The sequence below is a fragment of the Microcoleus sp. AT8-A3 genome (assembly GCF_036705675.1).
Lineage (GTDB): Bacteria > Cyanobacteriota > Cyanobacteriia > Cyanobacteriales > Microcoleaceae > Microcoleus.
Genome location: NZ_JAUBVD010000014.1, coordinates 30,922 through 46,281 on the forward strand (window position 1 = coordinate 30,922; position 15,360 = coordinate 46,281).

General features: G+C 44.8%; 8 protein-coding genes. 3 read left to right on the top strand and 5 right to left on the bottom strand.

Features of this window, described 5'->3' with window-relative positions:
- Position 1: 1 nt before the first annotated feature.
- Positions 2-1,336 (bottom strand): AAA family ATPase, encoded by a 1,335-nt coding sequence (locus QUB51_RS10930; protein WP_333055418.1) that lies wholly within the window; start codon positions 1,334-1,336, stop codon positions 2-4.
- Between the two features lie 74 nt (positions 1,337-1,410).
- Here QUB51_RS10930 and QUB51_RS10935 point away from each other — a divergent pair, with 74 nt between their 5' ends.
- Positions 1,411-3,000, top strand: a complete 1,590-nt coding sequence (locus QUB51_RS10935) for an Hsp70 family protein (protein ID WP_333055417.1) — start codon at positions 1,411-1,413, stop codon at positions 2,998-3,000.
- 129 nt (positions 3,001-3,129) lie between these two features.
- Entirely contained in the window at positions 3,130-3,957 is an 828-nt protein-coding gene (locus tag QUB51_RS10940; protein ID WP_333261285.1) for a DUF1963 domain-containing protein, read from the top strand.
- 168 nt (positions 3,958-4,125) lie between these two features.
- Here the strand turns inward: QUB51_RS10940 and QUB51_RS10945 are convergent, their stop codons facing one another.
- The 4 genes from QUB51_RS10945 to ftsH3 form a co-directional block, all read right to left on the bottom strand.
- Positions 4,126-4,647, bottom strand: a complete 522-nt coding sequence (locus QUB51_RS10945; RefSeq protein WP_333055415.1) for a L,D-transpeptidase — start codon at positions 4,645-4,647, stop codon at positions 4,126-4,128.
- Positions 4,648-4,748: 101 nt separating this feature from the next.
- Positions 4,749-5,387, bottom strand: coding sequence for a bifunctional 4-hydroxy-2-oxoglutarate aldolase/2-dehydro-3-deoxy-phosphogluconate aldolase (locus QUB51_RS10950; RefSeq protein ID WP_333261288.1), 639 nt, complete (start codon positions 5,385-5,387; stop codon positions 4,749-4,751).
- 351 nt (positions 5,388-5,738) lie between these two features.
- Positions 5,739-5,918, bottom strand: coding sequence for a hypothetical protein (locus tag QUB51_RS10955; protein WP_333055413.1), 180 nt, complete (start codon positions 5,916-5,918; stop codon positions 5,739-5,741).
- A gap of 283 nt (positions 5,919-6,201) precedes the next feature.
- Positions 6,202-8,040, bottom strand: a complete 1,839-nt coding sequence (gene ftsH3, locus QUB51_RS10960) for an ATP-dependent zinc metalloprotease FtsH3 (protein ID WP_006633639.1) — start codon at positions 8,038-8,040, stop codon at positions 6,202-6,204.
- A 491-nt stretch (positions 8,041-8,531) separates the two neighbouring features.
- Here ftsH3 and QUB51_RS10965 point away from each other — a divergent pair, with 491 nt between their 5' ends.
- Entirely contained in the window at positions 8,532-15,281 is a 6,750-nt protein-coding gene (locus tag QUB51_RS10965) for a glycosyltransferase (RefSeq protein WP_333261293.1), read from the top strand.
- The last annotated feature ends 79 nt before the right edge of the window (positions 15,282-15,360 follow it).

The following is a 15,360-nucleotide window of genomic DNA, read 5'->3' on the forward strand; positions in this document are numbered from 1 at the left end:
ATTAACGCTTCCACAAAACAGCTTCTGCTGCATCCAAATAGCGGCTTTCTAGATGCAAAGAAACATCGCCCAAATCTTCAGGCCACTCTCCAAAAGCTCCCGTCTCGTCTAAATCGGCACTGGTGACTTCTGTAACACCATCGTCGCGCCGTTTAAACCAGTGAAGTTTTACTAAATCCGGTAGTATTTTACCCTCGGCAACTAACGATTGAACTGCTAAAAGCAGCAATTCGCTGTGAGTTTCTAGAACTACTCGCACACCTCTATTTGCAGAATCCACTAAGATTTGTGCTAAAGCAACTTGAGCGCGAGGATGCAAGTGAATTTCCGGCTGTTCTAGATAAACTAATTGTCCTGGTTCTGCTACAAGCAAAGCAACTAAAACAGGCAAGGTTTGCGATACTCCCAAGCCAACATCAGCAATACTAACAGTATCGCTTGCACTCCCGCTGCGGGATAAACGACCTACTAGCAGTTCAATTTGTACGTCATTAATCTGTCTGGCTTCAACTTTCCAGTTAAGTCCTAATAACTCAAAAGCTTGACCCAATTTTATCAGTCGCTCGTCTTTTGTTTCTTGCCAGTAATTAACTATACTAGCAACATAATTTTCAAAAAGACCCGGAAATTCACTGCCAACTCCTGCGGTATTGTAGGTGCGTCCTGGATTGCCTCTCAACCCGGGAACGTGGACTATGCGGCGAATATGTTTGGGGAAATTCGCCGAATAGAGTGAATCAAACTGACTGTCGCCAAATTTCAAATCTAGAAAACATCGGACATTACTCACACTCAATAATGGCGGTTCTTCGTAGGAGTTATTATCTAACAATAAATTGTAAGTTTCAGCCAGATATTCGGAAATAGTTTTCAACAATTCTTGATGCTGCATTCCGGGAAATATAGTAATATTTTCACCATCGTAATAAGGAATACAGTAAGTCGCTTTAACAACTTTAATCCCGTGCTTTGGCTGCTTTCTGAATAAGCTGATAAAAAAATTATCTGTGTCTATATTCAGCCTGAGAGAAAACTCATCCCTGTATTTTTCTGGAGAAAGTTTAGACAATACCTGTTCTGCTGATGTAAATTTAACATTAGGCCCGTCAAGTTTCAAACCACCTGGGTCGTAAGGGGCTTCTAGCGTTTGCTTCATCAGCAATAGTGGCTGCATGATGCTAGACTTACCAGAACTGTTGGCACCGGCTAGAATTGTCAGCGATCGCACTTCAATCTGGCACTCTTCGTAAATAGACTTGTAGCCGCATACTGCAATTTCAGTAATTCCCTGTACAGGCTCTTCGTTCTCGGTTTCAAAGAAAGTGGATTGAGTCATAATATTATGTTGGTCTTTGCCGCTCCAAATACCATATTATAATCTAATCCCTAGTAGCTGTGTATTTTGGCTGAATGACGATCGCAATTGATTTTGGAACTAGCAACACCGTCGTCGCTCGCTGGAATCAAGTCCTCCAGCAGCCCGAAACTTTAAAATTACCGGGATTGTCGGCAATCTCGGCTCAAAATCCGCCCCTAATTCCGAGTTTACTCTACGTTGAGGACGCTGCTGCAAATAAAGTAATACTCGGTCAGCAAGTCCGCGACAAAGGTCTGGATTTGAGCGGAGATTCTCGGTTTTTTCGCAATTTCAAGCGGGGAATTGGCACTTCTGTTCAGGGTTTTGTGCCAGAATTTGACGGGCAACTAATTACTTTTGAACAAGTAGGCGAGTGGTATTTGAGCCAAATTGTAAACTCAATTCGCGAAGTGCCTTTGCCGATCGACTCTTTGATTTTTACAGTGCCGGTAGATAGTTTTGAAGCTTACCGCCATTGGTTGGGCAAAGTGTCTCAATCTCTGCAAGTAGAACAGGTGCGGATGCTGGACGAACCTACGGCGGCTGCTTTGGGTTACGGTTTAGCCGATCGCGAAAATCTGTTAGTCATTGATTTCGGCGGCGGAACTCTCGACCTTTCTTTGGTGCGTTTGGACGCTTCCTCCAACAAAAAGCCCCTCGGTTTTATTCTCAAGTGGGGCGAAAAGCTATTAGCTGAATCTTCAGCGCAAAAAACAAAAGTTGCCCGGGTTTTGGCTAAAGCCGGACAAAATTTAGGCGGTTCTGATATTGATAATTGGCTAGTTGACTATTTTGTTCAAACAAAAGGGCTGGCAAAATCTCCGATTACAACGAGATTGGCAGAACGGTTAAAGATTCAGTTATCTTTAGTAAATCAGGCAGTTGAGGTTTATTTTGATGATGAAAATTTTGAGAGTTACGAATTAGAATTAGATCGATCTCGTTTTGAATCTATCCTCGGTGAACATCAGTTTTTTGACAAACTCGACGAGTGCATGAATCAAGTATTGCAGCAAGCGCGGCGCCAAGGCTTAGAAATTGGCGACATCGACGCAGTTTTGCTAGTTGGCGGTACTGTACAAATTCCCGCTGTTCAGCGTTGGGTGCAGCAATATTTCGAGCCGACAAAAATTCGCTGCGACAAACCCTTTGAGGCGATCGCCCAAGGTGCTCTGCAACTGAGTCAAGGCATAGAAATCAAAGATTTTCTCTATCACAGTTACGGAATTCGCTACTGGAACCGCCGCGACAATTGCCACAGTTGGCACAGTTTAATTAAATCCGGCCAGTCTTATCCGATGAGCGAACCGGTAGAATTAGTCTTGGGGGCTTCTTTAGAAAGTCAGCCAAGTATAGAATTAATTATCGGCGAATTGGGAGCGGAAACTGGCGGCACGGAGATATATTTTGATGGCGACAGACTAATTACTCGCCAACTCGCGGGCCAAACATCGGTACAGCCCTTAAATGATAAAGAAGGAGCCCGCAGCATCGCGCAATTGACGCCGCCTGGGTATCCGGGGAGCGATCGCATCAAAATCTTCTTCCGCGTTGACGAACAGCGCTTTTTACGAATTACCGTGGAAGATTTGCTGACAAATGAAACTTTGTTAGAGGATAAACCCGTGGTGCAGCTAAGTTAAGCATTCCTGAACGCATAGGAGCTCAGAAACCGGGTTTTTTAGGAAAATCATTCGTTGCAGCCCGCCGATTAAGTGAAAAACCCGGTTTCTTTGATGGAGTGTGTCCAAGACTAAAATTATTAAAAGCAGATGAACTACAAACTAGAATGTTCACTCTCTCCAGAACTAGAAAAGTATCGCGACAGAATCGAAGCTACCATTAAACCTTACATCGAAATTCAAACCCAGAATAATGATGACGTTAATTGGTGGCAGAGTAAATTTGGGGGATTGCCCTATTTACCTAAAGGCTTTGAATATCCCAAAACTTGTGACGGTAAATATTTATTTTTGCTAGCGCAACTCAACTTTGATGAAATACCGCCTTTAGATGGTTTTCCCGATCGGGGTATCTTACAGTTCTATATAGCTGACGATGACCTATATGGTTTAAATTTGGACAATTCTGCTAATGCAGATAATCATACAATCGAAGACAGATTCAAAATAATGTATTTTCCTCAGCCCGACTTCAAAGTTGAAAACATTATTACCAATTATGATTTTTTGCCGGAACCAGAATATTTTCCCGTGCATGGCTGCTGCAACTTGCAATTTACTAAAAAATATGCGCCGATTAGTATCAGTGACCGCCAATTTACCCAACTTTTAGGAGAAATTGATGAGTTTTTTACCACCGAGCATAAAATTTACCTTGAGTACCAAGACATATCATCTTTTCGAGGTCATAAAATAGGTGGTTATCCTGATTTTACACAAGAGGACGTAAGAAAATATAGTAGTAACTCCGAGCAAAAACCAAAGCTAGACATTCTTATATTGCAAATGGATACCGATTGCAATGAGACAGTAGATATCATGTGGGGAGACACTGGTGTAGGTAACTTTTTTATTGATGAATCAGCACTCAGAGAATTAGATTTTAGTGAGGTTTTATATAATTGGGATTGTGCTTGAAGGCAGTAATGAAGTAAGCAAGCTAAAAAAAACCACAACTGATGAAATCCGATCGAAGAAACCGGGTTTTTGACCGAATCTACGGCTGTAACGCAGTATTTCCCAAAAAAACCCGGTTTCTGACCACCGGTGCATCAGTTCTAATAATGTTCGACTATGCCCAATTCCCTAAACCTGAGATTTGTGCACCACCACGGGTGTTCCCACCGAAGCCCATTCAAATAGCCATTTAGCATGATTGACAGCTACATTTGTGCAGCCGTGAGTAACGGGATTGCCAAACAAATTGTGCCAGTAAGCGCCGTGAATTGCCATGCCTCCGTCGTAATACATTGTATAGGGAACGTCGGGCACGTCGTAGTCATCCCCAGTCATTCTAGTAACGCGGTGTTTGGTTTGAACGGCAAAGGTTCCCGTGCGGGTGGGAGTCGATGATTTGCCGCTGGAAATAATTACCGCGTAAACTGGTGTATTTCCTTCCCAAGCTATTAACCTTTGTCTTGACAAATCTATTTCAATCCAGCGTTCGCTGGATTGCTGCAACAGCATAATTTTATTTGCAATTATGTTGTGCTGTTCGCTGGCAAATGCGGTCATTGAACCGCCGCAGAATGCAGCAAAAGTGAGGGCGCAGCCGGCACAGAAAGTTCCAGCGCGGCGGAAGTAAGTTGAGTTGATAATGCTGTTCATTTCTCACACCTCGTACTATTTTAGATTTTAGATTTTAGATTTTAGATTGGCTTGTCCTATTTTAGATTTTAGATTTGAAATGTTGGATTTGGAAACAGGGCTTAACAAGTTGTTAAGTTTTGGGAGAGAGTTTGGGCAATTTGGACGATCGCCCGCCAATCGCTATTTTCCACTAAGTGTTTAGGAAATAAGTCTCCGGCTAAACCAACGGCGATCGCCCCGGCGTCAATAAATACTTTCGCATTTTCCAGCGTCACCCCGCCAGTGGGAATTAAAGGAATGTTTCCCAGGGGGCCTTGCAGGCTTTTCAGGTAAGCCGCGCCTCCCAAAGCCGATATCGGAAACACTTTAACGCAGGTAGCGCCTGCTTGCCACGCGGTTACAATTTCCGTGGGAGAAAAAGCACCGGGGACGATCGGCACTCCGGCGTCAACGGCTGTTTTAATCATAGCTAAATCGGTGTGCGGAGTAAACAGAAATTGAGCGCCGCAGTCTATTGCTTGTTGCAACTCTTCTAAGTTTAATAAAGTGCCGGTGCCAATACTAAAACTAGGGAATTCGGAGCGGAGTTCGGCAATTAATTCAGCAGATTTGTGGGTATTCCAAGTAATTTCAATAAACTGGATTCCTCCTGCTGCTACCGATGATGCCATCTGCCGAGCGAGTTCTTTTTCGGAGGAACGGATGACTGCGATCGCCCGGTGTTTTTTTAGTAGTGTCAACCAAGATTGATCATTCATACAATTTTAGATTTTAGATTTTAGATTTTAGATTTGGGAAGGCTCCCAAATTGTAAACTCATATGATTGTGACTCGCATCTAATTTTAATACAGGTTGCTAACTTCGATATATGGCAATTTACAATATGTGCGGCGTTCAATTTTTAACGGACAATCTAGGCAACAAAACCGCTGCAATTGTTGACCTCAAAAATCACAGAGATTTTTGAGCTGACGTGCTGGCTGAATGCGGCGAACCGACAGATTTTCAGTTTTTATATCAATTCCTGTTGTATCGGAATGATGAAACCACAGAGGACACAGAGGATACAGAGAAAGGGAAGAGAGAGATGAATAATACGGATTTGATATTAGTTGAGTCTCAAGGCTAAAAAGTCGTGGTGCTGCTTGACTTCCAGTACCCAGACGATATCTGGGAGGATGTTGAGGACTGTGTGATTATTGAATCTAGAAAAGATGAACCAAGATTTCTCTGGGAAGAATTTAAGCGCTAGCTGCTGGAAAAAGGTATGCTGAATGTCTGATATCATGTCCGATCGATTGACCGTAATATCCCGGCCGGGCGGGTTTTTGAGATTGTCAATTATTGGCCGATATTATTGGTGAACCCGCCCCTACCTGATTTCGGGCGAAGCGACCGGACATAATATCATTCTTTAGATTTAATCTAAAATCCAAAATTTAAAATCTAAAATCGATCGATCGCACTCATAAAAAAATCGGGGCGATTCCAGACAATCCCAGAATCACCCCCATTATCGATTTCAAACTTTAGATTTAATCTAAAATCCAAAATCCCAAATCCAAAATTGATTAGGCGATCGTCGCCATTTTCACATCGCTATTAGCTAACAAATTTTGCAATTCATCCGCATCCACAGTTTCCTTTTCAACTAGCATATCTGCCAAAGCATTAAGGACGTGGCGGTTGCCGACGAGTACATCTTTAGCGCGACGGTAAGCTTGCTCTACCAACAAACGCACTTCATCGTCGATCGTCGCTGCGGTTTCTTCAGAGAAATCGCGTTCGGCCATGATATCGCGACCCATGAACATATTGCCTTGTTGGCGACCGAGAGCTACAGGGCCTAGCCGATCGCTCATTCCGAAGCGAGTCACCATTTGGCGCGCTACTCTGGCTACTTGTTGCAAGTCGTTCGACGCACCGGTTGTTACTTCTTCTTCGCCGAAGACAATTTCTTCAGCAATGCGGCCGCCCAAAGCTACCGCCATTTGATTTTGCAAGTAAGACCGAGAATACAAGCCAGAATCCATCCGATCTTCGCTGGGTGTGAACCAAGTCAAACCGCCAGCGCGGCCGCGGGGGATAATGCTAATTTTCTGCACGGGGTCATAATCGGGCATCAGCGCGCCGACTAAAGCGTGACCGGCTTCGTGGTAAGCTACCAAAGTTTTGCGCTTTTCGCTCATCACGCGGTCTTTCTTTTCTGGGCCAGCGAGCACGCGGTCGATCGCGTCGTTGACTTCATCCATCGAGACTTCGGTCAAGTTGCGGCGGGCGGCTAAAATTGCTGCTTCGTTGAGTAGGTTGGACAAATCCGCACCGGTGAAACCGGGTGTCCGGCGGGCGATTTTTTCCAAGTCCACGTCTTTCGACAAAGTTTTGCCGCGGGCGTGAACGTTGAGAATTTCTAGGCGGCCTCCGAAGTCGGGGCGATCGACCACAACTTGGCGATCGAAGCGACCCGGACGCAGCAGCGCCGCATCGAGCACGTCGGGGCGGTTCGTAGCAGCAATCAAAATGATGCCAGTATTACCCTCAAAGCCGTCCATTTCTGTCAGCAACTGGTTCAGGGTTTGTTCCCGTTCGTCGTTACCACCGCCCAAACCAGCTCCCCGCTGGCGGCCTACGGCGTCAATTTCATCGATGAATACGATACAAGGAGCGTTCGATTTAGCTTGTTCAAACAAGTCGCGGACGCGGGAAGCACCGACACCCACGAACATTTCCACAAATTCTGAACCGGAAATCGAGAAGAAGGGAACGCCTGCTTCTCCAGCCACTGCTTTTGCGAGCAGGGTTTTGCCTGTTCCGGGAGGGCCCACCAGCAGCACGCCTTTGGGGATTTTTGCTCCGACTGCGGTGAAGCGATCGGCATTTTTCAGGAAGTCCACGACTTCTGCGAGCTCTAGCTTGGCTTGTTCGATGCCCGCTACGTCGCCGAAAGTCACCTGAGTTTGTGGCTCCATTTGGACTCTAGCTTTGGATTTGCCGAAGTTCATGGCTTGGTTGCCGGGCCCGTTTTGGGCGCGCCGCACCAGGAAAAACAGTCCCACCAAGAGCAAGATCGGGAAGAACAGGCTGCTGAGGGCTTTTACCCAGAAGCCTTCGTCGCTTTGGGGCAGAACTGAAATATCTACGTTATTTTTGGTCAGGATGTTGATCAGTTCGGGGTCGTTGGGCAGGTTAACGAGTACCTTGTTGCCGTCCTGGGCTGTGACCAGGGCTTTGCTGCGATCGGAACTGATATTTATTTTGTCTACTCTCTTGCCTTCGACTTCCTGAATGAATTGACTGTACTTCCAAACTTCCCTACTTGGGGGCTGTTTGTCAAAAAATGCCGTTGCTAAGGCAATGACTACAATAGCCAGCAGTGCGTACAGGCCAGCGTTTCTCCAGCGTTTATTCACCGAGGTCGATCCTCCTAATTTTTAGTCCCTGTGATTTGGGATTTTTTATTTATGTTCATCAATCTTAACGTAATTGTAACTTGTTTTTGTGTGGTGAGGATTCCCGGCCATGCTGCGGCGGTCTCAGGTGAGGTCGTGGGAACGGAACAGCCCTGGGCGTCGTCAGGAGATGCGGGTGCTGCAATCACGAGTTACCTATACCATAAATAAAAAATTGTCAAGCCTTTAGTCGCAGTAATTTTTAGGGAGCTGATTCCTGATAAGATATCTGAGTCAGGGCTATATTGTTGTGGAATGTTCCTGTTTATTCACAAGCCATATGGTAAACCCTTGAGGAACCGTCCGAAGAGTTCAATCGTCAGCATAAAAACAGTCTAGCCGATCGCACTGCAATCACTTAGGACTATTATAAACTTAGTTAAGTCTCATAAATATTCGGCATTCCAACACAGGCAGTTACTTGAATAAATTTGTAAGTTTAAATAATTAAAATGAAATGCAATATTTGTGATTTTCCAACCAACACCTTTGCTGCAGCTAGGGTACTAAAAAAATATAACGTCGAGTATTTTCAATGCTCAAATTGCGGCTTTGTTCAAACGGAAGAACCCTACTGGCTTGAGGAGGCTTATTCAGAAGCCATAGCTAGCAGCGACGTGGGAATGTTATCGAGAAGCACGATGTTCTCAAACGCCGCCAATAATATTATTTTTAATTTATTTAATCACCAGGCTAAGTTTTTAGATTATGGAGGTGGCTACGGTGTATTTGTTCGGATGATGAGAGATTTTGGATTTGATTTTTATTGGTACGATAAATATTGTAAAAATATATTATCTCAAGGATTTGAGGCAGACGAAAACAGCAGCTACAGCTACGAATTAGTGACAGCTTTTGAAGTATTTGAGCATTTTGTTAAGCCGCTGGAGGAGATCCAAAAAATCTTCAAATTTTCCCGCAATATTTTATTCAGTACCAAACTGCTGCCAGCCAACAATCCCAAGCCCAGCGAATGGTGGTACTATGCGCTAGATGAAGGTCAGCACATTTCTATTTATACCAGCAAGGCACTCTCGATAATTGCCGAAAAATTTAATTTAAACTTTTACTCTAACGGCGATTCTTTGCATATTTTTTCAGACAAGAAAATTCAGCCTCAACTTTTTCATAGCTTATCATCTTACAAAGAGCCGGAATTGAAAAAACCCTCATTACTCCAACAGGATTACGAGGAAGCCCTGAGAAAAATCGCAGACAGAGAGAACCGCAAATCAATGATAACTCCCGCAGCCATGCCTCCTACTAAAACAAGTAGAAAAATTGTGATAGACGGCGTATTTTTTCAGCTCAACAGCACGGGCATTGGTCGCGTCTGGAAATCGCTGCTAGAAAACTGGGCAGAAAATGGTTTTGCCAAACAAATTATAGTTCTTGACAGAGCGGGAACCGCCCCCAAAATTCCCGGCATTCAGTACCGGAATGTAGCTCGCTACGACTACAGCCAAACCGATGCTGACCGCCAAATGCTCCAACAAATCTGCGATGAAGAAAAAGCCGATTTATTTATTTCTACTTATTATACAACGCCTTTGTCAACGCGATCGGTCTTCATGGCTTATGACATGATCCCAGAGTTGATGGGGCAAAATATTGGTCATTCCGAGTGGAGAGAAAAGCATTGCGGTATCCGCCACGCCTCGGCCTACATCACCATTTCCGAAAATACAGCCCGCGATTTAGTAAAGGTTTTTCCGCAGATTTCTTCAAATTCGGTCGCTGTAGCGCACTGTGGCATTGATGCCAATTTTTCGCCATCCGATAGAGAAGAAATTTCAGGCTTTAAGTCAAAATACAGCATTACCAAGCCCTATTTTCTTTTGGTAGGCGAAAGGGTAGGCTGGCATGGTTACAAGAACGGAATATTATTCTTCAAAGCCTTTTCTCAACTTGCCAACAAGTTTGACTTTGATATAGTCTGTGCAGGTGGCAAACCTGCATTAGAACCAGAGTTGAAATTGTACTGTTCTGGGAATACTGTCCACACGCTGCAACTAAGCGACAGCGAACTGAGAGCTGCTTATTCTGGTGCTTCAGTGTTAGTTTATCCGTCGAAATATGAAGGCTTTGGGTTGCCAGTCCTTGAGGCAATGGCTTGCGGTTGTCCAGTCATCACCTGTCCAAACGGTTCGATTCCTGAAGTAGCAGGAAAAGCAGCGGTTTATGTAAATGGAGATGATGTTATTGGGCTTGTCAATGCTTTGCGGGAAATACAGAATCCCGGTGTCCGCAACTCATTAATTGCGGCGGGTTTAGAGCAAGCTAAGAAGTTTTCCTGGTCGAAAATGGCTGCAATTGTTAGTTCAGCTTTGGTTCAAGTAGCCGATCGCGCACATTCGGAGAATGCTTCCGTTCAACAGCAAACTGATGCAGCTTTGCAGAGGGAATTCGGGAATGGTGAGAACTCCCAGCCTGTCCCGTCCGCTTTTAAAGTATCTGCTATCGTTTCTACTTACAATTCCGAAAAATTTATCCGCGGCTGCTTGCAGGACTTGGTAGAGCAAACGCTGTACAAACAAGGCCAACTCGAAATCATAGTAATTGACAGCGGTTCCCAAGAAAACGAACAGTCTGTTGTGCGGGAATTTCAAGCGAAATATCCGAATATTGTGTACGATCGCACTTCTGACCGCGAAACATTATATGCAGCCTGGAATCGAGGCATTAAGATGTCGCGCGGAGCTTACATAACTAATGCTAACACCGATGACAGACACCGCCCCGATGCCCTAGAATTCATGGCGAAATACTTGGATGAAAATTCCCCAGTAAGTCTGGTTTATGCTGACCAATTAATCACCAACACAGCGAACGATACTTTTGCAAAAACCCAAGCAGAAAAGCGTTGGAATTGGCCAGCCTTTGACTACAGCGAACTCGAACGGCGCTGCATTATTGGTTCCCAACCGATGTGGAGAAAATCGCTGCACGAAAAATACGGCTATTTCCGAACCGAATTTACGGCTGCTGGCGATTACGAATTTTGGCTGCGGATTGGCAAAAGCGAAAATATTGTCCACTTGCCAGAAATTCTCGGCTTGTACTGCGAAAATCCACAAGGTTTGGAACATTCATCGCCAATATCGCAGCAAGAAACTCGGCAAATATGGGGTGAATATGGGATCACCCGCCGAGGTGTAAAACCAGCCATTACAGTACCTGTTTCCATCACTCCATCACAGCTAAATGCCATGCCCTACCGCACCTCCGCAGAAACACTCGTCAGCGTCATTATCCCCTGCTACAACCACGCAACTTTACTCAGAGAAGCTGTTGAAAGTGTTGTCAGTCAAACTTATCCAAACTGGGAGTGCATAATTGTCAATGATGGCAGCACTGATGATACCAGCAACTTCGCCAATTATTTAATTAAACTGTATCCTCAAAAATCGCTTCGCCTCATAGATAAACCCAACACGGGACCCGCTGATTCGAGAAATGTTGGCGTTCAGCAGTCGTCAGGAAAGTTTATTTTATTCCTAGATGCGGATGATAAACTTCATCCCAAATTTCTAGAGGAGTGCGTGGAAATTTTATTAGCAAAACCAAAGGTGGGTTTTGTCTATACAGATGTGCAGCACTTCGGAGCAAATTGCGATTTAGTTGTTCACGGTGACTTTGATACTAATCGATTTTTGAGAGACAATCAAGCCCCTGCTACTTCCCTATTTAGAAGGGAGATTTACGAGCAAGTAGGCGGCTTGAAAAAAGTAATGAAGCTGGGATGCGAAGATTGGGAATTTTGGATTTCTGCCTATGAAAAAGGCTGGTTAGGCGATCGATTACCTAAGCCTTACCTCTATTACAGGCAGCACGGCGACGGATCTAGCAGAACCCAAAAAATGGCTGGCGATCGCCCAAAACTAGACTTAATGAGAGCCACAATTATTCACCTCCACTCTCAACTTTACAAACCAGAAGAAGTGCGTTGGTCACAGCAAATTTTGCAGCAACACGGCAATTTAATAGCTAATGAATTAGTTGAAGTTAACAAACCGGAACAATTTTTAACTTTGCTGTCCCAATATGTGGGAGAGTATCAAAAAGACCAAGCTAATGAAGTAAACCTCGCTAACCTCCGCCAATCCCGGCAGCAACTTGCCAATTATTGGCTGAATCTGCCCGCAGAACAACTGGCAAATGCCTATGGCGGTGATGCAGGTAAGGCGCATCAGCTACTGCTAAACAGCAATATCAAAGATGAAGCGCTGACAGATGCCGAAAAGACTGTTATCGATCGACTAGCAGCACATCTCTCCCAGGGAATTCAAACTCCCAAAGACATTAACTACCTACTAGCAGCGGCCCTCTATCGTCGTGCAGATCAGTTACTGCTGAACTATGAAAAGGCAGCTATACCTAATTGGTTTGTCAACGACTATCTCAAATTTATGTTTGCCGCGCCTACTCTATTTCAAGAAATAGGAGAGGCTGATAATTATTGCCGGTATGTCCAGGGATGGGTCAGTTATTTGCATAGCAATATCTTCAAAAACCCAAACTCACAAGTGTGGCAGGATATCGCCTGGTTTTTCACTCAAAATGCTAACTTTATTCCTCTGTACTTCAATAATAAAAATCTCAAGGATATCTACACAAAGCGGGCAGATATTATTGAATATGCCATGAAAAATCGTGGCGCTGCGATTGATTGCATTTTTCCGGCTAGACCAGCAAACAGGCAGAAAATTCGCCTGGGTGTCCTGACTAAACATTTCGGGGCGATGACGGAAACTTTCGCCACGTTACCCGCTTTTGAATATCTGAATCGAGAGCAATTTGAAATTATTTTATACGCTCTCAATCTCGACGGGAATAAACTAGAACAGTATTGTCAGAGTCGCGCTGATAGACTGGTTAAACTGTCTAATGACTTGCCAAGTCAAGTTCAGACAATCCGCGCTGATGACTTAGATATTCTGCTGATTGCTACCAATATTACTGCGGTTACTCATCCCATTAGTTTACTAGCACTGCATCGATTGGCGCGGGTACAAACTACCTGTTTTAATTCTCCGATTACCACAGGAATGCGACACATTGACTATTACATTGCTGGTAAATTGATGGAACCTGCCCCTGAAGGACAAAATCATTATCGCGAGCAATTAGCCACTATTGACGGGCCTGGCTGCTGTTTTAGCTATACCCTCGAACCTTACACTCCTAACATTAATTTCACCAGAAATAGTATCGGCATTTCCGAGGAATCGGTGGTCTTTATTTCGAGTGCGAACTTGTATAAGCTAGTGCCGGAGTTAAGGGAAACATGGGCAAAGATTATGGCGGCTGTTCCTAATTCTGTGCTGTTTTTAATGCCCTTCGGCCCTAGCTGGACTAATCATTATCCTGGGGGGGCTTTTGTGAATAATATGAAAGCCGTATTTGCTAAGTATGGCATTGAGAGTAATCGTTTGCGGGTGTTGAAGAGTTTTCCTAACCGTGCTGATGTTAAAGAAGTTTTGAAGTTGGGAGATGTTTATTTGGATTCCTATCCCTATGCGGGGACTACTTCGCTTGTAGATCCGTTAGAGGTGGGACTTCCCACTGTTGTCAGGGATGGCGATACTTTGCGATCGAGAATGGGGGCTGCGGTGGTACGATCGCTCTCTATGCCTGATTTAATTGCCAATAGCGAAGCATCTTACATTCAGCTAGCCGTTACCCTCGGCACTAACCCGCAATTGCGGCAGCAAAAACGGCAGGAAATTCAGCAAAAAATGCAAGCTAATCCGGCTTGTTTTGACAGTGTTGCATACTCTGGGGCGATCGGCAAATTATTCCAAGAACTCTTTGGCAACTGGCAAAGCAGCCACCTGGAAGCATCGCGCAACTTACAGGATAGCATTCCCAAGCAGCCAGCTTTGGACGAGATTCTCTCGAACACCCTCAACCTTTATCAGAGAAACTCATCAAACATCTCAGCAATATCCGAACTGCGTCAAATCCGCAAACAAATCGCTGATTTTTGGCTGAACCTTCCCGCCGAAAACCTCGAAACCGCCTACAAAAGCGTTTCAGGTAACAGCTATAAAATCCTGCTAAAGAGCGATTTCCAACGTCAACCGATGATCGAAAGCGAACAAATATTTTTGCAGCAATTAACCCAGATTAGCAAAGGATTAGTGCATCCCAAAGCTGTCAATGCCTTGCTTGCCGCGATGCTGTATTTTCCGCCGGGAACCATGCGAATTCCCGACGCTCGCAACCGTTTGCCGCACTGGTTAATTGGGGATTACGAACAAGTTTTTGAGATGGAAGCCACCGTCAAGTCTGAGTCCACTTCTGACTTGCTCGCTCAATATATTCAATCCCCGCAATTTGCGAATCAACTGTTAGGATGCGTCAATCTTTACCGCATCGATCCGTCTGACGAATCGGTTGTTTTGGAACTCCGCCAAATCAGAAAACAAATGGCAGATTTTTGGCTAACTCTTCCTTCAGAGAAACTCGAAAGTTTTTACCGAGGAGAGGTTCGCAAGGGATATCAAGCAATACTTAGCTGTGGCTTGCAAGCAGAATCAATGAGTGAAGCCGAACAAAAATTTTTGCAGAGATTGACTGAAATTAGTAAAGGGTTGGTGCAGCCTCAAGCTATCAATGCTCTGCTGGGGGCGATGCTGTATTTTGTTCCGGGTAAAATGCGGGTTCCCGATGCTCGCACCCGCTTGCCGCAGTGGTTGCTTGAAGATTACGAAAAGGTGTTTGAGAGCGCATTTGCGACAACCGAACAAACAGTTGTCAAACAAGATTATATGCCGCAGTTTCTCAATCAATTAACTGCTGCCGTCAATCTTTATGAAATCGACCCGACGGCTGAATTGGTAATAGCAGATTTGCGGCAGATTCGCAAGCAAATTGCCGATTTGTGGCTGAGCGTTTCCGGCGAACAAGTAGAAGTTTTGTACCGGAGCGATTTTGGCAAGGGTTACAAAGCAATGTTGGGCAGCGGGTTTATTAACGAGCCATTGAATGAGAGCGATCGCGAGTTTTTTAAATCGTTGGTTGTTGAGTTGAGTAAAGGGTTTGGAGCGCCTAAAGCTGTGAATAATTTGTTGGCGGCGATGCTGTATTGTCGCCCTGGACAGTTGCGGGTTCAGGATGCGAATACTTGTTTGCCTCCGTGGTTGTTGGCGGATTACGAGCAGTTGGTTGGGGGTGCGGTGAAGGTGGCTGTGGGGTAAACGAAGGCGGAGTAGGCGATATCTGTAGGGAAACGGCACTGCCCATTAGTGTCAACTTAAGCTTTTAGTCCGCCAGTTC

Excerpts from the sequence above, each read along its gene's own strand:
- QUB51_RS10965 (WP_333261293.1), top strand. The coding sequence starts at position 8,532 with ATGAAATGCAATATTTGTGATTTTCCAACCAACACCTTTGCTGCAGCT.
- QUB51_RS10955 (WP_333055413.1), bottom strand. The coding sequence starts at position 5,918 with ATGATATCAGACATTCAGCATACCTTTTTCCAGCAGCTAGCGCTTAAA.
- QUB51_RS10950 (WP_333261288.1), bottom strand. The coding sequence starts at position 5,387 with ATGAATGATCAATCTTGGTTGACACTACTAAAAAAACACCGGGCGATC.
- QUB51_RS10945 (WP_333055415.1), bottom strand. The coding sequence starts at position 4,647 with ATGAACAGCATTATCAACTCAACTTACTTCCGCCGCGCTGGAACTTTC.
- QUB51_RS10930 (WP_333055418.1), bottom strand. The coding sequence starts at position 1,336 with ATGACTCAATCCACTTTCTTTGAAACCGAGAACGAAGAGCCTGTACAG.
- QUB51_RS10935 (WP_333055417.1), top strand. The coding sequence starts at position 1,411 with ATGACGATCGCAATTGATTTTGGAACTAGCAACACCGTCGTCGCTCGC.
- QUB51_RS10940 (WP_333261285.1), top strand. The coding sequence starts at position 3,130 with ATGAACTACAAACTAGAATGTTCACTCTCTCCAGAACTAGAAAAGTAT.